The 23676-nt window shown below is 46.8% G+C and carries 14 protein-coding genes and 1 pseudogene; 7 read left to right on the top strand and 8 right to left on the bottom strand.

The features are described 5' to 3' along the window. Window positions 1–256: 256 nt before the first annotated feature. From DXA15_RS15225 to DXA15_RS15215, 3 genes and pseudogenes are all read left to right on the top strand, one after another. Complete coding sequence (locus tag DXA15_RS15225; protein ID WP_128134567.1) at window positions 257–1357, top strand: efflux RND transporter periplasmic adaptor subunit; 1101 nt, start codon at window positions 257–259, stop codon at window positions 1355–1357. A gap of 14 nt (window positions 1358–1371) precedes the next feature. Then, window positions 1372–4583, top strand: a pseudogene (locus tag DXA15_RS15220) (efflux RND transporter permease subunit). A gap of 4 nt (window positions 4584–4587) precedes the next feature. After that, on the top strand, window positions 4588–5958 hold the full coding sequence (locus tag DXA15_RS15215) for a TolC family protein (protein WP_128134566.1): 1371 nt from the start codon (window positions 4588–4590) through the stop codon (window positions 5956–5958). A 145-nt stretch (window positions 5959–6103) separates the two neighbouring features. Here the strand turns inward: DXA15_RS15215 and rocF are convergent, their stop codons facing one another. The 6 genes from rocF to DXA15_RS15180 form a co-directional block, all read right to left on the bottom strand. Beyond that, a complete protein-coding gene (gene rocF / locus DXA15_RS15210; protein ID WP_128134565.1) occupies window positions 6104–7000 on the bottom strand; it encodes an arginase in 897 nt (298 codons plus the stop codon). Between the two features lie 390 nt (window positions 7001–7390). Then, complete coding sequence (gene rocD / locus DXA15_RS15205) at window positions 7391–8599, bottom strand: ornithine--oxo-acid transaminase (protein ID WP_128134564.1); 1209 nt, start codon at window positions 8597–8599, stop codon at window positions 7391–7393. A gap of 183 nt (window positions 8600–8782) precedes the next feature. Next, a complete protein-coding gene (locus tag DXA15_RS15200) occupies window positions 8783–11602 on the bottom strand; it encodes a GLUG motif-containing protein (protein WP_128134563.1) in 2820 nt (939 codons plus the stop codon). Between the two features lie 934 nt (window positions 11603–12536). Then, window positions 12537–13199, bottom strand: coding sequence for a hypothetical protein (locus DXA15_RS15190; protein WP_128134562.1), 663 nt, complete (start codon window positions 13197–13199; stop codon window positions 12537–12539). Further along, the gene (locus DXA15_RS15185; RefSeq protein ID WP_158579675.1) at window positions 13123–14595 is read right to left on the bottom strand and encodes a GLUG motif-containing protein; all 1473 of its coding nucleotides are present in this window, start codon (window positions 14593–14595) and stop codon (window positions 13123–13125) included. The genes DXA15_RS15190 and DXA15_RS15185 overlap by 77 nt, the downstream gene beginning before the upstream one ends. Before the next feature lie 351 nt (window positions 14596–14946). Further along, window positions 14947–16182 (bottom strand): MFS transporter, encoded by a 1236-nt coding sequence (locus DXA15_RS15180; RefSeq protein ID WP_128134560.1) that lies wholly within the window; start codon window positions 16180–16182, stop codon window positions 14947–14949. Window positions 16183–16407: 225 nt separating this feature from the next. Between DXA15_RS15180 and DXA15_RS26650 the strand changes: the two genes are divergently transcribed. The 4 genes from DXA15_RS26650 (at window position 16408) to tnpA (ending at window position 21096) form a co-directional block, all read left to right on the top strand. After that, the gene (locus tag DXA15_RS26650; protein WP_233567315.1) at window positions 16408–16737 is read left to right on the top strand and encodes a two-component regulator propeller domain-containing protein; all 330 of its coding nucleotides are present in this window, start codon (window positions 16408–16410) and stop codon (window positions 16735–16737) included. After that, the gene (locus DXA15_RS26645; RefSeq protein WP_233567314.1) at window positions 16688–18313 is read left to right on the top strand and encodes a two-component regulator propeller domain-containing protein; all 1626 of its coding nucleotides are present in this window, start codon (window positions 16688–16690) and stop codon (window positions 18311–18313) included. Before DXA15_RS26650 ends, DXA15_RS26645 begins: the two co-directional genes overlap by 50 nt. Beyond that, entirely contained in the window at window positions 18310–20364 is a 2055-nt protein-coding gene (locus DXA15_RS26640) for a hybrid sensor histidine kinase/response regulator transcription factor (RefSeq protein ID WP_233567313.1), read from the top strand. The genes DXA15_RS26645 and DXA15_RS26640 overlap by 4 nt, the downstream gene beginning before the upstream one ends. Window positions 20365–20670: 306 nt before the next feature. Next, window positions 20671–21096 carry an IS200/IS605 family transposase gene (gene tnpA / locus DXA15_RS28050; protein WP_128134559.1) on the top strand — a complete coding sequence of 142 codons (426 nt, stop codon included), beginning with the start codon at window positions 20671–20673 and terminating at the stop codon, window positions 21094–21096. A 399-nt stretch (window positions 21097–21495) separates the two neighbouring features. Here the strand turns inward: tnpA and DXA15_RS15165 are convergent, their stop codons facing one another. Both DXA15_RS15165 and DXA15_RS15160 read right to left on the bottom strand, forming a co-directional pair. After that, a complete protein-coding gene (locus DXA15_RS15165; protein WP_128134558.1) occupies window positions 21496–22656 on the bottom strand; it encodes a 1-acyl-sn-glycerol-3-phosphate acyltransferase in 1161 nt (386 codons plus the stop codon). Window positions 22657–22667: 11 nt separating this feature from the next. After that, window positions 22668–23675 (bottom strand): D-alanine--D-alanine ligase, encoded by a 1008-nt coding sequence (locus tag DXA15_RS15160; protein WP_128134557.1) that lies wholly within the window; start codon window positions 23673–23675, stop codon window positions 22668–22670. Window position 23676 lies beyond the last annotated feature (1 nt).

The raw sequence follows: 23676 nt of genomic DNA, 5'->3' as shown, positions 1-23676 counted from the left end.
CATTTTGATGACGTCAGCAAAATGGTTTCGTGTGATATCCCCTGTTCAAATTTTGGAACAACAATATTCAATTTTCAACCACACTTCATTTGAGAAAAAGTCGGACATTTGCACCGGTTATTAGTTAAGGCAGTAAATATCAAAGAGTAACAAACTATTCTCACTTGAATATCACCCTATTGATGTTTTTTATTTTGGAACAATCCGGCTGCCGGGATTATAAATAAAATAAGTACGTAGAAATGAAGAAAAATTAATTACCAGATGCCTGGGTGGCATCGGGGTAGGGTTCTTATGCCTTGTTGCCAGCTCATGTAAAGAACAGCCGGCCATGATGGTGAACAATGAGTACAAAGTACTAAAAGTGTCTACAACCGACAAAACCCTGAGCAGTCTCTATTCTGCCACTATCCGCGGACGTCAGGACATCGACATCTATCCACAGGTTTCAGGTTTTATCACTCAATTATGTGTGGAAGAAGGACAGGCTGTACGCAAAGGACAGTTATTGTTTGTAATCGACCAGGTGCCTTATCAGGCGGCTTTGCAGACAGCCCAAGCCAATGTGGAAGCAGCAGAAGCAGCGTTAAGCACTGCAAAACTGACGTTAGACAGCAAAAAAGAATTACATGCACAAAATGTAGTCTCCGCTTTCGACCTACAGACTGCCGAAAACTCCTGGCTAAGTGCCAAGGCTCAACTGGCACAGATGAAAGCCCTGGAACTGAATGCCCGCAATAACCTGTCCTATACAGAGGTGAAAAGTCCGTCGAATGGAGTTGTCGGAACACTTCCCTATAGAGTAGGAGCACTGGTCAGTGCCAGTCTGCCTAAGCCGTTGACCACGGTTTCGGACAATTCGGACATGTATGTCTACTTCTCCCTGACGGAAAACCAACTGCTGGGACTTACCCGCCAGTACGGCTCCAAACAGAAAGCGCTGGAAATGATGCCGGAAGTGGAATTACAACTGAACGACAAATCCGTTTACCCCGTAAAAGGAAAAGTGGAGACTATCAGCGGTGTGATTGACCGTAGCACGGGAACCGTAAGCCTGCGTGCTGTGTTCCCGAATGAAGACGGCATACTTTACAGCGGCAACTCCGGTAACATCATCTTGTCTACCGAGAAATCCGGCAGTATTGTAATTCCGCAGACAGCGACTTTCGAGATACAGGACAAAGTATATGTCTATAAGGTGGTAGACGGCAAAGCAACTTCTGCCCAGGTAAATGTCACCCGTGTAAACGGCGGACAGGAATATATCGTGAACGATGGTTTGAAGCCGGGTGACGTGATTGTTGCCGAAGGCGTAGGTTTGCTGCGTGAAGGAACCCCGATTCAGGTTAAACAATAATTGAAAGAAGGAATATGAAATTAAGAACCTTTATAGAACGCCCGGTACTATCAGCCGTTATCTCTATCGTGATAGTATTCATGGGTATCATCGGATTGACGAGCCTGCCCGTCGAACAATATCCCGATATCGCACCGCCTACCGTCATGGTAAGCACCACTTATTTCGGAGCCAGCGCCGAAACACTTCAGAAAAGTGTTATCGCCCCGTTGGAGGAAGCCATCAACGGCGTTGAAGATATGACCTATATGACCTCTACTGCGACTAATGCCGGTACCGTCTCCATCATGGTCTATTTTAAGCAAGGTACTGATCCGGACATGGCCGCTGTGAATGTGCAGAACCGTGTGTCGAAAGCCAGCGGTCAGCTTCCCGCAGAAGTGAACCAGGTCGGTGTAACGACAACGAAGCGGCAAACCAGTATGTTACAGATATTTTCCATCTACAGTCCCGATGACTCATATGATGAGAACTTCCTTTCAAACTACCTGAGCATCAACCTTAAACCGGAAATCCTCCGTATTTCGGGTGTAGGAGAGTTGATGGTAATGGGAGGCGACTATAGCATGCGTGTCTGGATGAAACCGGACGTAATGGCACAATACAATCTGATCCCGGCCGATGTTACAGCCGTCCTGGCCGAACAGAATATCGAGTCGGCTACCGGTTCGTTCGGTGAAAACTCTAAAGAGGCTTACCAGTACACGATGAAGTACAAAGGACGTCTGATACAACCGGAAGAGTTCGGAGATATCGTGATCCGCTCATCGGAGGACGGCGAAGTGTTGAAACTGAAAGATATAGCCGAAATAGAACTCGGTCGCGAAAGCTACGCATATATCGGTGAGACATCAGGACATACCGGTATCTCCTGTATGATCTTCCAGACAGCCGGTTCGAATGCAACCGAGGTAAACAATAATATCGACGCCTTTCTGAACGAAGCGCGTAAGGACCTGCCCAAAGGGGTAGAGATCGTACAGATGATGAGTTCGAACGACTTCCTCTACGCTTCTATCAATGAAGTGGTGAAGACGCTGATCGAAGCGATTATCCTGGTTATCCTTGTTGTATACATATTTTTGCAGGATATCCGTTCGACGTTGATCCCGCTGGTTGGTATCATCGTATCGCTGGTCGGTACGTTTGCCTTTATGTCGATTGCCGGATTCAGTATCAACCTGATTACATTGTTTGCGCTCGTGCTGGTGATCGGTACGGTGGTGGACGACGCCATTGTCGTCGTCGAGGCGGTGCAGGCCCGATTCGACGTCGGGTATAAATCATCGTACATGGCAAGTATGGATGCCATGAACGGTATCAGCACCGCCATTATTTCTTCTTCACTGGTATTTATGGCTGTATTTATTCCGGTATCGTTCATGAGCGGTACTTCGGGTACGTTTTACACCCAGTTCGGTCTGACGATGGCGGTTGCCGTAGGTATTTCGCTATCAACGCATTGACGCTGAGTCCTGCTTTGTGCGCCCTGATCCTGAAACCGTATATCAATGAAGACGGTACGCAGAAAGAAAACTTTGCCGCCCGTTTCCGTAGAGCGTTCAATACGGCTTTCGATGCAATCATCACCAAATATAAAAAAGGTGTATTGTTCTTTATCAAACGGAAATGGCTTACATGGTCGTTACTGGCTTGCTCGATTGTCGTACTCGTTTTACTGATGAAGACGACTAAAACCAGTCTGGTACCTGACGAAGACCAGGGAGTACTGTTTGTCAATGTAACTACCGCAGCCGGCTATTCACTGGCTACAACCGATATCATCATGACGGATATCGAACAACGTATCAAAGATATTCCGCAGATAAAAGAATATAATAAGGTTTCCGGCTACGGACTGATCTCGGGACAGGGTAATTCGTTCGGTATGTTTATTCTGAAACTGAAACCGTGGGACGAACGTACCGCCAAAGAAGACCATGTGCAATCTGTCATCGGACAGGTGTACGGACGGACTGCCGATATAAAAGATGCCAATATCTTCGCCATGGCTCCGGGTATGATCCCGGGTTACGGTATGGGTAACGCATTGGAAATGTACATGCAGGACAAAAAGGGAGGCGATCTCACCGAGTTCTTCAATACCACCCAGCAATATCTGGCCGCCCTGCGCGAACGTCCGGAGATTGCGGCTGCTTATTCTACCTTCGCTATCAACTATCCGCAATGGGAGGTGACAGTAGACGCGGCGAAATGTAAACGTGCCGGCATTACACCGGATGCTGTTCTGAGTACCCTCTCGGGTTACTATGGCGGACAGTACGTTTCCAACTTCAACCGTTTCTCGAAGGTATATAAGGTTATGATTCAGGCTTCGCCGATCTACCGTCTGGACGACTCTTCGCTGGACAATACGTTTGTCCGTATGGCAAACGGTGAAATGTCCCCGTTGAGCCAGTTCGTAACGCTGACAAAGGTATACGGTGCAGAGTCGCTGAGCCGTTTCAATATGTACAATTCTATCAATGTGAATGCCATGCCTGCGGCAGGATATAGCTCCGGTGATGCGATCAATGCAGTAAAAGAAGTGGCATCAACCGCTCTTCCGAAAGGATATGGTTACGACTTTGCCGGTATCACCCGTGAGGAAAATCAACAGAGCGATACGACAACGGTAATCTTTATCATCTGTATCCTGATGATCTACCTGATCCTGAGTGCGCTTTACGAGAGCTTCCTGATCCCGTTTGCCGTGATCCTTTCAGTACCATTCGGCCTGATGGGTAGTTTCCTGTTTGCAAGAATGATGGGGTTGGAGAATAATATTTACCTGCAAACCGGTTTGATTATGCTAATCGGACTTCTGGCAAAGACGGCGATCTTATTAACCGAGTATGCAACCGAACGCCGTGCAGCCGGTATGAGCCTGACTTCGGCCGCCCTGTCTGCCGCCAAAGTTCGTCTGCGTCCGATTCTGATGACGGCGTTGACGATGGTATTCGGTCTGCTCCCGCTGGTTGTAGCGACCGGTGTAGGTGCAAACGGTAACAGTTCGTTGGGAACGGGTGCCGTCGGTGGTATGCTGATCGGAACGCTCGCCCTGCTGTTCGTCGTTCCTTCGCTGTTCATTGTATTCCAGTATTTGCAGGAGAAAGTACGCCCGATACAGTTCGAGCCGACACACGACTGGCAGATTCAGGAAGAAGTAGAAGAAGTAACTGCCGAGCGGAAAGAATATCTCGATAGTAAAAAGAAAGAAAAATAAGCAGATGAAAAATAATATCATTCTATTATCTGTCGCCACCCTCTCGCTACTGAGCGGGTGCGGCATCTACAAATCCTACCAACCGGAAACCTCCGTCCCTGACAACCTGTTCAGGGAGGAGGCGCCGGCTACGGATACGACAAGCATCGGCAATCTCGACTGGCGGGAACTTTTCACAGACCCTCAGTTGCAGGCACTGATTGAAAAAGGGTTGGAAAACAACACCGACTTCCGCACCGCCCACCTGCGGGTACAGGAGGCCGAAGCCGCCCTGATGACGTCGCGCCTGGCTTACCTGCCGGCTCTTAACCTGACTCCGCAGGGTACCATCAGCAGTTTCGACGGTTCGAAAGCCGCCAAAAGTTATCAGCTGGCAGCCTCAGCGAGTTGGGAAATAGATATATTCGGGAGACTGACAAACGCCAAAAGAAGTGCGCAGGCAGCTCTCGAACAAACCAAATCATACAAACAGGCCGTCCGGACACAGCTAATAGCCACTATAGCCAACTCCTACTACACTTTATTATTGCTCGACAAACAACTTGTCATCAGTGAACGGACGGCCTCTCTTTGGAAAGAGAATGTACAAGCCATGCAGGCATTGAAAAAGGCGGGACTGACAAACGAAGCCGCCGTCTCGCAGTCGGAAGCAAACTGCCTCAGCGTAGAAGCCTCCCTCCTGACCTTGCGCCAGCAGATTAATGAGATGGAGAACAGCCTTTCCAACCTGCTCGGAGAAGTACCGCAGCGAGTAGAACGGGGCAACCTGGACCGCCAGGAGTTTCCCGAGACATTGTCGACCGGCGTTCCGCTCGCCCTCCTGGGCAACCGTCCGGACGTACGGCAGGCAGAATACTCGCTGGCACAGGCGTTTTATACAACGAACGGGGCACGGAGCGCTTTCTATCCGAACATCAACCTGAGCGGTGTAGTCGGATGGACCAACAGCGGAGGAGGCATCATCGCGAATCCCGGCGGTTTGCTGTTGCAGGCTATCGGTTCGCTGACGCAGCCGTTATTCAACAAAGGCGCCAACATCGCCCAGCTGAAGATTGCGAAAGCGCAGCAGGAAGAAGCCTCACTGGCTTTCCAGCAAAGCATCCTGAATGCAGGTAGCGAAGTGAACAACGCCCTGACCCAGTGGCAGACGGCACGCGGACGCATCACACTGGCTGACCGGCAAATCGTTTCCCTGCAAAAGACCGTAAAAAGCACGCAGTTGCTGATGGACCACGGAAATATCACCTACCTGGAAGTGCTGACTGCCCAACAATCATTGTTGCAGGCCGAACTTTCCCAGGCGGCTGACCGCTTCGACGAAATACAAGGTGTCATCAACCTCTACCATGCTTTGGGAGGAGGGCAGGAAGAATAAAAATTCTAGCCTACCTAGACCTCCTTTCGAGGCAAGCTAGAAAGAGGCTTCCAGGCAAAATAGAAAGGAGGTTCTAGGTTAACAAGAAAGGTGCCGCATCTGCTAAAAGACCCGGCACCTTTTTTATCTCTTTCCGGCAGTACGGTCAGAGCCGGGCGGTTATATAATCGATAATATCGAGGCAGAGATTGGTTGTCAAATCATTCGTATCCAGATCAGGATTCAGCTCGACCAGGTCCATCGACTTTATCAGGTTCGTAGATAGCATATGTTCCACAAAATCTTTAAACTCGTCGGGGATCAGGCCTTCGCTGACCCGCGTTCCCGTTCCCGGAGCAAAGCGGGGGTCGATACTGTCCACATCGATACTGAAATGGACGTTGCGTATTTTCCTTTCCTTCAGTTTCCGTTTAATATCTTCCGCTACAAAGCCGATGCCTTTCAGATGGATCGTTTCCATCGTGTAGACACTTAAATGTTCCCGGTCTATCAGTGCCAACTCTCCTTCATCCAGGCTACGGGTACCCACCAGAAAGACATTCTGCGGATTCACCTTATTCCCTTGTCCGTATATATTGACAAGTTCCTCGCTACCCATGCCCATCAAAGCACTCAACGGCATACCGTGGATATTTCCGCTGGGAGAAGTTTCATTCGTATTGAGATCGCCGTGTGCATCCAGCCAGATGATACCGAAATCCTCAAAACTTTTTCCAACCCCGGAGGCACTGCCCAGTCCAAGTGAATGATCGCCGCCGATAACCAGCGGGAAAGCTCCTCCGCGTAGCGTATCATAGACCAGTTCCGCCAGGTTATTGTTCACCTCCACTATCGCATCGAGGTATTTCATACTCTTGCTCCGGGCAAACTTATCCGCTTCCGACACAAGCGGGACATAGAGGTTGCCCAAATCAAAGGCACGATGCCCATTCTTCCGGATAACCTGCATCAGTCCCCGTTCACGCAGATGGTTCGGGGCCCGTTCAACGCCTTCCCGGTCACAACCCAGGTTCAGAGGGACTCCTATTACGTTTATTTTCATATGATAATTTATTTCGATTATTATCAAAAGTGAATGAATGTAGCGTCGTTGGTAAGGGCGTTCGCGAACCGCCCTTACGGTGTCAATGTAAGCCTGTAAGGCTTTAACAAACCAGCCCAGGGTTCTAACCCTGGGTTTATGAAAACCCGCTCTTGTCTTTCCGCCCTGTAAGGGCGGGACAAGATAAATATCAACCATTTCCATCTTGTCGCACCCCTACAGGGTGCCTCAGAAAGAGAAGGATTCAAAGGAACCCAGGGTTAGAACCCTGGGCTGGTTTGTTACAGGCCTACAGCCTGAAGACACCGTCACTAACTGGCTCATCCTATAATTAGCAGATAGCTCAATTATTTTTAAATTGGCACATTGCCATATTGCCACATTATTCTTCTAAAACTGAGCAAACGTTTCCCGTATGATCCCTACCGCCTCCATCATCTGGTCGCGGGTAATGATCAGCGGTGGTGTGAAGCGGATGATATGATCGTGTGTCGGTTTGGCGATCAGGCCGTTCTCTTTCAGGGCGAGGCAGATATCCCAGGCTACCTTTCCACCGTGCGGTTCAGTGACTACGGCATTCAAAAGACCTTTTCCTCTCACCTTTTTAACCATCGGATTGTCAATCCTTTCCATCTCGCTCCGGAACAGTTCCCCCATTGCATAAGCATTCTCCGACAGCTTCTCATCCCTCACCACTTCGAGGGCGGCGATACCGACAGCGGCAGCCAGCGGGTTTCCGCCATACGTAGAGCCATGTTCGCCCGGCGCGATCGTCAGCATGATCTCATCATTGGCAAGGACGGCGGAAACAGGGGTTACACCGCCCGACAATGCCTTACCTAGGATCAGGATATCGGGATGGATGTTTTCATAATCGCAAGCCAGCAGTTTCCCGGTACGACCGATACCGGTCTGTATCTCATCTGCGATGAACAGGGCGTTATGTTGTTTACAGAGGTCGTAGCACCGGCGGAGATAACCGTCATCGGGAACAACTACGCCTGCCTCTCCCTGTATCGGCTCCAACAGGAAACCGACTACATCGGGATCTTGCAATGCTTCTGCCAATGCTTCTACATTATTATATTGTACTTTAATAAAACCCGGCGTGTATGGTCCGAAGTCTTCATAGGAACTCAGGTCGGTACTCATCGAGATGATTGTAATCGTCCGCCCGTGGAAGTTCTCGCTGCAAACAATAATCTTTGCTTTTTCGGGAGCGATACCCTTGATGCGGTATCCCCAACGGCGTGCCAGCTTCAGGGCGGTCTCGACCGCTTCTGCTCCGGTATTCATCGGTAACAGTTTGTCGTAGCCGAAGAACTTACAGGCAAACTCCATGTATTCACCCAATATATCAGCGTGAAATGCACGCGATACGAGTGTCAGCTTCTGCGCCTGTTCGGTTAATGCTTTAATGATTTTAGGATGGCAATGCCCCTGGCTCAGGGCGGAATAACCGGATAGGAAATCAAAATAACGTTTGCCTTCCACGTCCCACACAAATACGCCTTCTCCTTTCTCGAGAACGACAGGCAGGGGATGATAGTTGTGTGCACCAAACTTTCCCTCACGGATGATGTAATCTTCCGGTCTCATACTATTTCTGTTTTATTGTTTTTGTCAGACTGTAAGCGTTTCATACAGCCATTGAGCCAAAGGTAGTAATTTGAGTGACAGTATGTCACCGAAAGATATATGTTAAGAAACACACTACCCCCATAGAATCAAAAAGGTATTGCCACGATCATAGCAATACCTTTTTAACTTTATAGCGTTTTTTTACCGGAAGCCGAAATACAAATTATTGTACGGCAGCGGCACGATAGGAGTTTGGAAATTCCAGGTCTTATTATCGTCGAAGTCGAAGGGACTTTGCGTATCGGTGTAGGTCGATTTGAGTGCCAGTTCCTCTCCTGTACAACCACCGGACTTCGATTTGCCGGAACCGTCAACCAGGAAGAAAAGACCCTGGTTGGCAACGGCTGCACCACTCTTGAAAGGGTCCTGGTTGATCATGCCGATCGAAATGATACGGCGGGGTTTCACATCGTCCAGGCCGTCGAGCGCCGTGTCGCCTACACCGTAACCGGAGGCAGCACCGGCCGAGAAACAATTGTGCAGTTTCAGATGGTCACCCTGGAAAGCGATGATTCCGTAACCGTTTTTCCCGGCACTGATATCTCCGAAATTGCTGCACTGAGAGATTTCGATACAATTGTCCATGCGTTCGGTCAGGTTGCCAACCGTCGATACGGCCGCAGAACAAATAACCACAGCTGCGGTAGCGGCCCCACCAGAAACGACTGCCCCGGCAACAGCCAGGATACAACCGGCAACAGCGAGTGCTATTTCGCGGTTCTGCTCAATCTTAGCCACTTGTACACTAATATCTGCCAGGCGTTCGTGCACAGCATCGGCATAGAGATCATCTCCGTCTCCTTCCAGGCTCCGGGTGAAAGCCTGCGAGTTATCGTAAACCAACCCGGGCAATACCCCCGAACCAGCCAAAGGACCGTAATAGAGAGGCAGTGAACTGAAAACTTCACTATTCATCCGTGCAATCATTTCTTCGTTGCGCACATCGAGCTTCTGGTTATAGAGTTCGTCCCACATGCTTATATCCTGCATCAGCGGCGGGGTAGCGATAGCCTCAATCAAATCTTTGGCCGAAGCAGCAATCTTCACCACCTTCTTGGCTCCTTTGAAAAGAGCTTTCATACTGGACATTTCTTTTGGTGGAGTTTTCAAGGCTTTTATCAGCTTGTATTGCGTCTTTCCGGAGGAGATAACAACAGAAGCGATGTCGCGATTGGTGAACGACCGGGTTTCGCCGGCATGGGCAATGATCCCGGCTGTGAGATCGGTACCGCTTACCGGACCATAATTGGTGCAAAAGTTGATCATACCGGTCGTACCGCCAAGGGCGAGGATACCAGCCGCCATTCCTTTTGAAGCGGCAACAGAAGCCAGGTTAGAACTGTTGGTCAATATATAATAGGAGGCACGTCCCAGTAATCCTCCGGAAAAGTTTTGAGCATCGACCTTGCCATTGTTATAACTATTGTTGACTACGACAGTAGGCGTGTAACCAGCCAATCCACCGGCAAAAGTGCCTGTTGCCTCTACAGAAGCCCGGTTATAGCAATCGGTCATCATCATTTGTGCTTCGCCGGCGATACCACCGGAGTTGTCAGTTCCATAAACAGCTCCGTAATTGTGGGCAGAAGTAATGATAAGGTCGTTATAACTCCCGTCACTTTTACTGATTACGGTGCTGCCTACAATACCGCCCGTACCTTCATAACCGCTTATGCGGCCTTCATTCTGCACAACAGCAAGCGTAGAAGTACCCAGGCCGCCTGCAATGCCGCCGGTTCCGAGAGCCGCCGGATGGGTCGCGCTGACATCACCTTTATTCATACAGTTACTGATATTTGCAGTTTCAATACCACCGATCAGACCACCTGCACAACGGCTACCGGCTGCACTGACCAAGGTCAGGTTGACACAACTGTCCATAATGGCAGTGGCATTGACGGTTCCGCCACCGACCAGACCACCTATAAACGATCCGTCGGAACGGTTACCCACCGGCAACCCTTCATTCACACAACGGTGCATGACCAGGACGGCTTGCGCATCGACACCACCGACCAGACCACCGACAAAATTAATACCGTATACTTCGCTCGCAGTAGCGGATATTCTCCGTACGCGGCAATTATCCAGATAAGTCGGAGTTTCTATTTCCCCGGAAATGCCCAACACGGCACCGATCAGAGTTCCAGTCGAGTTGGCGCCTATCGACACAGGGTCTACCATCGTGACGTTGCGAAACGTGGCACCGCAGGCATAGCCGAACAGTCCCGTAGCACGTACCTCGCTTCCGACCTGCTGGTCTTTCGAGTCGAGGGTGCGGATGGCACAATAGGATATCGTGTGTCCTCCCCCGTCGTAACAACCTTTGAAAGGAAAGGCCTGCTGGTGAGCAATAGGACGGAAACCTTTGTTATAGGAGCCGACCATATTGATATCGGCGGTTTGCAAAAAGTATTTGCCTTCAAACGAATTTGTGCCGTCTTCAAGCAGTTTACGCATAACGTCAAAGCCTGTCGATGAAGCGATACGATAAGGATCGTCGACTGTACCGGTACCGAAATAGCCAGCCAGCTTGTCGAAAGTAGAAGGTGAAACGGCATTGGTTCGGGTGGAGACATCGAGCGCACAACCGACATTGGCTTCACTGAAAACTTCCTCACTGGTTTTGTGGATAATAGAAGCCAAAATGTAGCGGCCTATCCGAAGTTGTGAGTCGAGGTAGAACACCGATTTGCCGTTCTCGACCGAATGGGTAGCTTTGACTGCCAACGGGGTATTCCTGTTATAGATAAAGCGGCAGCTTATTTCACCTGTGGGTATTTCGCTGCTAAGGTCGGCAGCCAGTTCGACGCGCTGCTCCTGCCCGTAATCGTCGTCACCTCCAGGTACGGGTGTCTTATTATCGTCGTCTTTACAACCGGCCAACATCAGGAAGGATGTTACCAGCAAAGCCAGGAAAAGGCGGCTGAAACGGAGAGTATGTATTTTATGTATCTTCATATTGTCTATGTATATTAAATGTATTTATCGGGATAATGGATTGGGATAACCGGAAGCTATCTTATTATTCTTCAAAGTTGGAGCAGACTCCCCATCGGTTCCGAAAGCCCAGATGTCGGACGGGAAAGCGGAATAGGTAGCCTTTTGGCGCATCTGGGTGGCATTTTTCGATTCTGATCCGCTCTTTTTCATATCGCCGTCGGAGGCGGTATCGAGGTAATAGCAGTTCTGGCACTCCACGTTCTTATCGTCTTCACCGCCGATAATCCCCCAACCAGTAGATCCTACGTTATAGCAATTTTTGATCCGGAGGTCTTTTTTGCTTTTGTTCTCTTTCTGTCCGACAATACCGGCCAGGAGGGTCTTGCCCGATACCCAAGGCACTTCGCCCATGTTAAAGCAGTTCTCTACGGCTGCATGTTCGAATACACGCCCGAGGATACCGCCTACTGCACTGTTGGCATCGATCTTACCGGCATTGAAACATTGGTCGATATAGACGTTTTCTTCCTGCTGTCCCAAAATACCGCCTGCCGCGGAGACGTTTCGTCCGGATATATTGGCGTAATTGGCACAATTGGCGATCCGGATCTCATACCCTGGTTCGCTACGCAGTCCGACGATACCGCCGAAGCCGTCCACATTGCTGGTTGCCGTAGAGGTGAGGCTGACAAAATTTTTACAGTTCTCGATCAGGATACTCTTGTTATTCTTGTTTTCCACCCGTCCGACAATGCCGCCGACAGCTCCACCAGTAGCGGAAATACTACCGGTCAACTGAGTTATTCCGCTGAGTTTGATTTGACCGACATCGTCCTTATTGGTTTCCGCACGTAGATAACCGATCGCTCCGCCTGTACTGGTAGGGCATGAGGAGGTAATTACTATTTTACATATATTCGTGCCGTTGATAACCTGGGTTACCCCGGCTGTATTACGCATATATATAGCCACATATACCACCGACAAAGCCACGTTCACCACTTAAACCTGGTTTGGCATATATGTTTGCATAAACAGCAGGTTGTTTGTTTATAACGTATGATGTAGAACCGAGATCCGCTTCAATCCTTCCTACTATACCGCCTATATAAGAATCACCTTCTATTTTCATAGATCCTCCTTCCTGGCTGACACGACTGTCCGTACCAAAGCGAAGCGGACTGCTACTACGTCCGACCAGACCGCCGAGGTAAAAACCTGTAGCTTTTATCGATCCGTCATTGATCATGTTGATTTCACATTGGCTATCCATTTTATCCACATAACCGATAACACCTCCTACTTTCGTGGCGCCAACGATAGTAGCCTCGTTAGTCCAGGTGCCTTTACAGGTGAGAGCGACTCCCCTGCCCACAATTCCGCCGCATTCGCCTCCTTTCGAATTGATAGGTCCACGGTTGGTGAAAATGGCATCCGCATTCATATTTTCCAGCTGACCGGCTACTCCGCCAACATAGTTATTAGCATTGAGATGAGCGTAAGAGATGAAAGAAGCCGACACCCTGGCTTCCAGAGATTTACTCAACCCGACCAATCCACCTACATAGTCGTTTCCCGTCAGGGTAGCAGTTGTACCCGACTCTCGCAGGAACATATTCTCTCCCGACAGTAAGGGAACCGGTACCGGCAAATCCACCAACATAATTAGTACCTGTGATACTGATAGAGAACGGGCTTACCCTCGGTTGTTCTAAAAAGATTTCCCAGGGAAAAGCATACGAATTGTAGCTAAGCGTAGCTCCGACCTGACAACCGGTAAAGGAGCCACTGGCCTCTCCTGTGATTCCTCCCGTATAATTATACCCTTGTATGGAACCGCCTACGTAACAGTTGGTAAACGAGCCTCCGGCTCCGGTAATACCTCCCACCTTACTGCCTTTGGCGGCTGTAACCATTCCGGTCAGGACACAGTTCTTTATGTCGGAAGAAGTGGTTTTGCCAATCAATCCACCTACGTATTCAGCGGATTTATCGGATTTCACACTTACGGTAAGGCTGGAAACACAATTGGCAATCGAGGCATCGCCTGCTCCTATCAATCCGCCTATATTTGAAGTTCCGTTTACAAAGCCTGCCAAACTGATATTTTCTAACCGGGCTCCCGCTTCCGAATAACAGGCTACCGCTCCGATATAATCTTTTCCTATCAGCGCGACGGAGGTAAATTTGAGATCATGCAAATAAGCCTGAGCGCCAAGTTTATAAAATAGTCCGGCATAATCTTCCGTTGAACTGCTGGAGAGTAAGTCTATTGCATTGCCATTACCGTCCAGTATGCCGTTAAAGGAAGTGGGACCTCCGTTGATATTATGTCTTCCGGCAGGTTCCCAGCCTTTGTCGGTGGTAATTTCGGGCATTTGAAAATTGATATTCGCTGTCAGTTCGAAATATTGCCCGCTCAAATCATTGCCGATAGTCAATCCGTTACATATAATATCATAAAAATTCTTTCCGCAGGCAATGGCGACAGGGTCTGCCGCACTTCCCGCCCCTATACGGTCGGTCTCCAGGTTGAAGCTCGAACGGAAAGCGATGTTGTCCGGATTTTCAACCGACAGGCGGGCCCCCAGGTAAACCGTATCCTGTACGGCTGCATCCGAATCTACCTCACCCGCTTTCACAGCCAGGTCTTTCTTTGGGAAAGTAATATAATTCAAATGGTACATCTGATGGGGCAGTTCACTCAATATCGGGTCTTCCGCATCAATGATTAACGAGTCTGCCGTCGCAGAAAGGAACGTGTTGACAGGATAAGTGATCCGGTCGTCTACCCCTTTCATATGAATACGGCAATTGATTTTAGAAAATAGTACTTCAAGCCGTCCCAGACGGGGCAATTTTACAGAAAGTTGGCGTATTCCAAACTCCTGCCCGGGAATACTATTCTCCGGAGGAACAGCTATTTCTTCTTTATCGTCACTGCAAGCCAGGAAGATAGCCTGAAAAAGGAATAACACCAAAGCTGCAAAAATTGGTTTGAAAGTGTTCATAAGCATTCACATTATTAAGTTTAACTGATATATTTCATAATCGCATTTTAACGAACAAATTGATAGGCATACAAAGAAATCACCGTTCACCATATCTCGCAGAACGAAGTGTTCAAACCTTATCTTCAGATGAGTAAAAGTATGTAAAGAAGTAGGATAATCCTCGAAACACCGATAGACAAAAGAATAGACAATTGCATAAGACAAAAGGGAGAGGCGGATAAACAAAGGATGAAAAAAAGACTCCTTACATGAATTGTAGCATATTACACAAAAAAGGGATGACAAAGGTCATCCCTTTTTTCATGTTTGGCGTAAAAAATATATATAGTCTTGAGAATTAAATGCGTATTATTTATCGACAGTTTTAAGGCTTACCGGCTTAAACAAGAACATGAATAAAAACAGCAATACCGCCGTGCAAGCCGAAGAAATCAGGAACAAAACCGGCCAGTCACATTTGTCGCCGTCACGGAACTGACCGATCAACCATCCGTTCCACAAAGTTCCTATCAGGAAGCCGATCCCCCATACCAGGAAGAAAAGTAATCCCTGCGCCTGTGCCTTCATCTCCTTCGGTGCCACATTATCGGTATAGACCTGTCCGCCGACATAGAATAATCCGAAAATCAAACCGTGCACAATGATACCGATATAATAGAACCATTGCTGCCCTGTTTCCGCCCCAAAGAAAAAGGCCCCGTAACGAACCAGCATAGCAGCCATACCAAATATCAATGTATTCTTAATACCCGATTTTACCAGAATAGTCGTGGTAATTATCAGGAAAAACATCTCTGCCAATTGCCCGAAGTTCATCGTCACTGTGATATTTCGTACCTGTTCGTCCGCCAGAATCATGGAACCGTATACATGGTAAAGCGTAAACGGAATGATCGACAAGAATGTAAGAATCATAAACACACGGTAATTCTTATCTTTCATCAAAGAAAAAGCGGAGAATCCTGTAATATCCTTCACCGATATCTTTGTACTCTTTGCCACCGACGGAGGAGTATGCGGAAGTGTCAGGTTGGCAAAAGCAGCAATGAAACAGACACCCGCTCCGCAATACATCGGCAGGTTCGTATCATCGAACGCTTCCATCCCCAACAGATGAATAGCTACCAGGCTGAAAATCCCCGAAGCTACCCATCCGACCGAACCGAACATACGTATACGCGGGAACTGCTCGGAAGGAGCGTGGCTCATCGCAATCGTACTTGTCAGACTCTGTGTCGGCATGTGACAAAGCATTGCCATTACAACAAAGAACATGAGAGGAGGAAAATCCTGCTGCTGAGCAGCCAGCAGCAGGAAAACTCCCGTTAAAATATTCAAAACTGCCAAAATCTTCTCTGCGGCAAAATAGCGGTCGGCAATTGCTCCGATAAACGAAGAGGCCATTGCACCGATAGCCATTGCACTTAATACTAAAGAAACCTGATACACTTCCAGCTTGAGCGTGTGAGACAAATAAGCCGCCAGCGGCACCCACCAGACAGCACTCAGCATGTACTGCAAAAACATCATCAGACAAAGCTGAATCTTTGTTCCTATTCCTGTATTAAAATGTAGTGTACTCATGATAGTAATATAAAAAGGTTTCTTGTTGTGTTTTCCAATCGTTGCTCAAAAGTACTCCCTATCAAAAGAAAAGTCTGTTTGTTCCGGTTGCATTAATTCCTCTATTTATCTCATTCTGTGCTATTCTTACCCGGTATGATACGATTTTTGAAATCCGTGATACAATAAATGAAAACTGGTAATACAATTTTGCATATCTTGCAGTGTCAAACAACAAACTTATATATGAGCTATCTGAAGTTGATCTTATCTATACTTTTCCTGTCTTGTTCCTGCTGGCTTTTTGCAGAAGAAAGCAATTACCTTTTCCGGCATTACCAGGTGGAAAACGGGTTAAGCGATAATATGGTGACCTGTTGCGTACAGGATAAAAGCGGCTATATATGGATCGGGACCCGTGACGGTCTGAACCGTTTCGACGGCTATACATTTAAAGTATTCCGGAATGACCCGGACGTCCCGGAATCGCTCGGCAACAACTGGATCACACATCTGGACTGCGACCGTGACGGTAATTTATGGGTGGGTACTTTCCGGGCTATACCAGTACAATGAGACCAAAGAATCATTTCTGCATGTTCCTTTCACAAAAAACAAAGGGATCGACCTATTCCGGTTTGATAAAAACAATCAGCTGTGGTTGCTCATGGACGGAACACTGATACAATATAATGTATCCGATGGACAGTTTCATATCTTTGCCGGTAATAACGGACAAACCTATACTTCCTTTTGTATCATGGCAGACAATTCCCTCTGGCTGGGTGATTCGGAAGGCTTTATCTCCCTGTTGAATCCGGAAGACGGCAGTCTGGAATCGCACAACCTGTTTGCCCATTCACCAGCCACTACCTCCCGGAAGTTATCCATGTTATCCCCCTCCCCTTCTTCTGCCAACATTTATGTGGCATTTGAGCATGATGACGTGAAAATATTCAATGTTCTTTCAAAAACCTATCAGGACCTGAATATCCAGGAAAAAAATCAATTGACTATCCTGATCAACTGTTTCCTTGAAAAAAACCAGAAAGAACTCTGGATCGGAACCGACTCGGGCCTGTTCATCTATGACCTGGACCTCGGAACCTGCAAACGTATCAGGCAGGACCCGTTAGACCCCTATGCACTATCCAGCCATTTTGTCTCAGCCTTGTTTAAAGATCGCGAAGACGGAGTCTGGATATGCTTCCACCAAAACGGAGTGAACTACTACTCTCCCTTCCGTCCTTTCAATGTATATTATCCCTGGAACGAAACACATTCGCTGAAAGGAGAAGTAATACGCGACATTTGTACAGACATCTACGGGAATATCTGGGTAGGGACAGAAGACGCCGGCATCAATTGCCTGGAAAAGAAAACCGGGACTTTCACCAACTACCAGCCTGTCCCCGGCATGAAAAGTCTTTCACACACCAATATCCGGGGGTTGGCGGCCTCCGGGGATAACCTGTGGGTAGGCCATGTGATACATGGCATCGACCTGATGGATATACGGACCCGGAAAGTAATCAAACACTACGACCTGCTGAAAGATGCACAAACGGTAAAGAACAGTACCGTCAAATGTATCAAGGTCCTGCGTGAGGGAGAAGTACTGGTCGGAACGGAAGACGGCATTTTTCGCTATGACTACCTGAACGACCGCTTTGTTTATGCTACCCAATTCCCGCCATTCGCCGTCAACTGCCTGTATGAGGACCGGGTCGGAAAGATATGGCTCGGCATGTTCAACCGCAGCTATTATTTCAATACGATCAGCAATAGCGGTATGTATCTCCAATATGATAAACTGAACACCCAGCGCCACAATTCAGTAAACGATGCTTGTGAAGACAAATCCGGCAATATGTGGTTTGCCACGGTGGAAGGAGTGATCAAGTATGACTTTCAAACCGGCGAATCATTACATTATACGGTGAAAAACGGCATGCGAGTAACGTTGCTTTCCGTATTCTCCCCGATGATAATAATTATATTTGGATCAGTACCGCAAACGGGCTGGTTCGCCTTAATACACAGACCGAAGAAATCACGACCTACACGGAAGCACACGGCCTCGTTACTCGGCAGTTCAATTATAATTCAGCTTTCAAAGATGAAGACGGCACCCTTTATTTTGGTACAGTGAAAGGGTTTATACACTTTAGACCGGCAGATGTACGTCCGGCAGGCGAAAAGATGGATGTCCATATCAGTTCCCTGGATATACAGAACGGAGCGGGCGGAAGGAAAGTTATCAACAGTTCAGCCGTATCGGAGGTCAAAAGCATTACACTGAATCATAAAGAATCGTCTTTCAATATCAATTTCTCTGCACTCAACTTCATTGCTCCCGGTTCGGTACAATATGCTTACCGGATGGTTAACCTCGACAGGGATTGGATTTCACTCGGAGAACGTAACATCGTTTACTTCACCGACCTGCATCCGGGCAGCTATACATTTGAAGTAAAAGCAGCCAATCTTGCCAACAGCTGGGGGGATGATATTACCCGACTGCATATCACGGTACTCCCTCCCTGGTGGACATCCACTACAGCCTATGTAATTTATGCTTTCTTCTTCCTGGTAATGATTGTTTACCTGATCTTCTCCTGGCAAAAGAAAGAAAGAAGGAATATGGCATACAACATGCAGATATTTGAAAGCAAAAAAGAGAAAGAACTTTACCAGGCAAAGATCGACTTCTTTATCAACATCGCACATGAGATCCGCACGCCGCTCACGCTGATCAAGAATCCGCTGGAGCGTCTGCTGAAATCGGACAAGATCGGAGAAAAAGAAAATAACTCACTGATACTGATGGATAAAAATGTATCCCGCCTGTTATCACTCGTCAACCAGTTGCTGGATTTCCGGAAAACAGAGATCGAAGGTTATCGTCTAAACTTCGTCCGCACGGAAGTCGTTTCACTCCTTTCCGAGACCGCCAAACGCTTTCAGGATATAGCCACGGAGAATAATCTCCTGTTAAATCTGGATCTGTCTGTACAGGAACTATATGTTTTTGTTGACCGCGAAGCTCTCACCAAGATAATGAGCAACCTGTTTTCGAATGCCGTTAAGTATGCAGCCAAGAGCATCGTGGTGCGCTTGCATCTATCTTCCGATTACGAATCATTCATGATCGACTTTATCAACGACGGGATTCCCGTTCCTATCGATATGAGGGATAAAATATTCGAACCTTTCTACCGTATCAAAGGAAATGAAGACAAGCCAGGGACCGGTCTGGGATTACCATTAGCTCGCTCGCTAGCCGAAATGCATCATGGAATACTTGAATTGGTGGACTTCCAGAACAACCAGACAATGTTCCGTATCACCCTGCCGGTAAAACAAACCGGAGCAGTAAAGACTACAGAAGAGGAATCTCAGCCACAGACTTCCCTTCCTAAAATAACTTATACCTGCGAAGAGGGGCGTCCGACCGTCCTGATCGTTGAAGACAATAAGGAAATGAGTGCTTTCATCGCAGACGAGGTCAATGAGAACTATAATGTATTGGTGGCCGGTAATGGCTCCGAGGCATTGGACTGGTTGAAAAAACAAAGTGTACAACTTATTATAAGCGATGTCATGATGCCGGTAATGGATGGCTTCGCCCTCCTCCAACACGTAAAAGCGGATATTGAATTCAGCCATATCCCGATCATTTTATTGACAGCAAAGAATACCATGCAGTCACGCCTGGAAGGGTTGGAACTCGGAGCAGATGCTTATATAGACAAACCGTTTTCCACCAGCTTGCTGATGGCACAAATTTCAAATCTGTTATCAAACCGGGACAATATCCGTAAGTTCTATTTCAACTCACCGATCGCCAACATGAAATCAATGGCTTACACTAAAGCAGACGAAGGTTTCCTTGAAAAGTTGAACGAGATCATCAACGAACATATTGGTAATCCGGACCTGGATGTAAACATGATCGCCGACCTGATGCACCTGAGCCGCCCGACACTGTACCGTAAAATTCGTGCCATATCAGATCTTACCCCCAATGAACTGATTAAAATCAGCCGTTTAAAGAAAGCAGCCGAACTATTGCTACAGGGAAATATGAAGATATATGAGATATCGGATGCAGTAGGGTTCAGTTCACAATCTTATTTCTGGTCTGCATTTATCAAACAGTTTGGAGTTAGTCCGTCAAAATATGCAAAAGAAAACAGGTAAAAATACATACACCCTGTTGCACGGTAAAAGAAAATAAGATCATTGACAATCAACGTATACCAGGCAAATAGGACACAAAAGGACAAAAAGGACACCGCCACATTTTCAGAAAGCAAGCCTTCACAAAGCGTTGCCCATGCCGCAGGCTCTCTTTTGCCGTCTGCTTCAGCTGACGGTTTTTAAAACTAAAGGCAAAGCCTTTTCCTCTGTGGGTTTTTAACCCCTTTAAAAGATAAAAAGTATCTATTATCCTATTCAATTAAAGATTATTCCTTATATTTACGATTCACTAAAATACACTTAACTATGTCCTATTTATCACTTATCATTCATTGCGTTTGGAGCACTAAAAATAGAGCTCCTTTATTAAAAAATTCACATTACCGGTATGAATTATACTCTCATATCCGCAAATATTCAAAATCAAAAGGCATTCTAATCGATCATATTGGAGGTTTCACCGACCATATGCATCTTCTACTTTTTCTGAAATCAAATCAATCTGTCGGAGAGATAGAGAGGTTGATAAAAGGTGAATCATCTCACTGGTATTCTCAGATGAAATATGGACCATTACAATGGCAAGATGATTATTTTGCAGTTTCGGTAAGTCCGGATAGACTGAACACTGTCCGACAATATATCAGAAAACAAGAAGAACATCACAAGAAGTATAGTTTTGAGGAAGAATATGAATCTTTCGTGAGTATGCTTCATAAAAACAACTTGTAATTATTTTTATATTGAATAAGAAATAAAAGGGGTTGAAACCCACAGAGGAAAAGGCTTTGCCTTTAATCTTTAAAACCGTCAGCTGAAGCAGACGGCAAAAGAGAGCCTGCGGCATGGACAACGCTTTTTGAAACTTCACTTTCTGAAAATGTGGGGGTGTCCTTTTTGTCCTTTTCTGTCCTTTTCTTTTTATATTGGCTGATTTACAGCTATTTACTCTATAGCCTACCATGCAATAGGGTATAGGGTAGCGAGGGGCGGAATATAGGGTATTCAACCATACCCTATAGAGAAAAACAGGGTATGACTCCCTAAACAAAACTCGCTTATAAACAACAAAAGGCATCCTTTCCGGGACACCTTTTGCTATTCATATTTTTATATGGATTTCTTTCTATCTTATTCCTGATTTGCCAGGTGATTCTTCAACGGGTTGGTATACATTTCCAGAATCTTTGTACGCAGGAAGGCTTCATCCTTGTTTGCCAATACAATTTTATCCAACTGTCCCTGCAAATATTCTTCAAAGTGTTTTTTGTCTATTAAACCGTAGTTACTACTGAAACGCTTTGTACCTGTCAACATATCGTATGCTACGTAATTACAAGGATAGAAACGGTAATGTTTATAGATTTCCTTGTCTATGATGTTTGCAATAGCAGCGATCAGTTCATTCTTTTCCATATCCTTATCCAAAGCTGCTAGCTGATCATTGATAGGCTGTGTCAATGTAAAATGAACGCGGCCCTTATTGTTCAGGATACCTGTTTCCATACTCAACAGGTCGTCACGCTGACTTTTCACATAATTAGGATCATCGCGTTTCATCTGGAACTCTTTCGCTTTCAAGAAATCACACGGATCATACTCATAAGAAATAGCTACCGGAAAGATATTCAGGTCCATGATATTCGATACGACATCCTTGTCACCGCTCATGTTCAGCATTTTCAACACACTACCCTGTGTACGGTCGTTCGAATCCTTGGCACGGCCTTCACGCTGTGCAATCCAGATCGATTCTTTCGTTTCGTTGATCGTATGACGGATATAAGCAGACAATGTACGGCTTACATCCAGCATCTGACGTACGGAAACACCACGTTTCACGATAAAACTGTTGTTCAGACGAACTAAAGTTTCTATCCAGGGACGGATCATCAGATTATCACCGATGGCCACCTGTGTCATACCATAACCTACATCATACAACATGACATTCAGGAAGGAAGCATCCAATACAATATCCCGATGATTGGAAATAAACGTACAAGGCTTTTTATCCTTCGGCAGACGGCTTCGTCCGGAGATCGTCAGCGAGAAAGTTGTCTTGTTAGCCACCATCATCACTGCCTCATAAGCCAGCTTCGATTTAAAATCTTCTTTCGTCTTGAAAGAACGCATTGTTTCGGAAAACTCTTTCCAGTTTACATCCGGTTTGATGTACCGGAAGGCCCGCTCGAAATCTTCGTTGGTTACCAATGCCTCGATTGCATCCTTCACCTCGTCGTTGTTCAGCGGACGAATGTCGTCAAAATTATAGGAAACTTCTGTATCCATATCGTTTAATTTTATTTACCTACCTTTTGCAGTTCGTTCTCAATAATGTCAGTCATGACATCTTTGATATCCAATCCGGCAGCCCGAACCTGCTGCGGAATAAAGCTGGTAGCTGTCATACCCGGTGTTGTATTTACTTCGAGCATTTTCGGTTCACCGTCTGCCTCAATAATAAAATCCACCCGGATAAGCCCTTTGGCGCCCAGTATATCGTAAATCTTTGATGCTTCGCGTTGTACCTTCTCCGTCAGTTCGGGAGAAATACGGGCCGGAGTGATCTCGTCAGACTCCCCGTTGTACTTGGCGTTAAAATCAAAGAACTCATTCTTTGTAACTACTTCGGTAAGCGGAAAAACTACTTCTTTCCGCGCTGTTCCCGAGCCACAACCTACCTTATAACAACCGCAGGTCACTTCTGTCCCGGAAATAAAACTCTCCAGCATGACCTCATTTCCTTCGGCAAAAGCCTTAGCTATAGCCGGTTGTAATTGTGAAGCATCCTTCACCTTTGTAACACCGAAGCTGCTTCCCCCGTCGTTGGGTTTCACAAATATCGGCAATCCCAAACGGCTCACAGCCTCTTCGTCCGTAACTGTCTGTCCTCTGAACAAACGGATGGAATCAGAGACTCTGATGCCAAAGCTACGCAAATAATTATTACAAACAAACTTATTAAAGGTCAGAGCGCTCACCAACTGACTGCATGAAGAATAAGGCATGCCTATCAAATCGAAATATCCCTGCAACCGTCCGTCTTCACCCGGAGTACCATGAATAGTGATGTAAGCAAAGTCGAAATGCTTTACTTCGCCATTCTCACGGAAACTAAAATCATTTTTGTCTATTGGTGTATGTTCCCCTCCAGGAAGTTTTACCGTCCATTCGCCCTTCTTAACGATGGCAATATATAAATTATATTTGTCTTTATCAATAAAAGAGTAGATTCCTTCTGCACTTTTTAATGAAACAACAATTTCAGAGGAGTCTCCTCCGGCTACAATAGCAATGTTCTTTTTCATT

The sequence above is a fragment of the Parabacteroides sp. AM58-2XD genome, from assembly GCF_003463685.1.
Taxonomy (GTDB): Bacteria; Bacteroidota; Bacteroidia; order Bacteroidales; family Tannerellaceae; genus Parabacteroides; species Parabacteroides segnis.
This window is presented reverse-complemented; position numbering and strand designations above follow the sequence as displayed.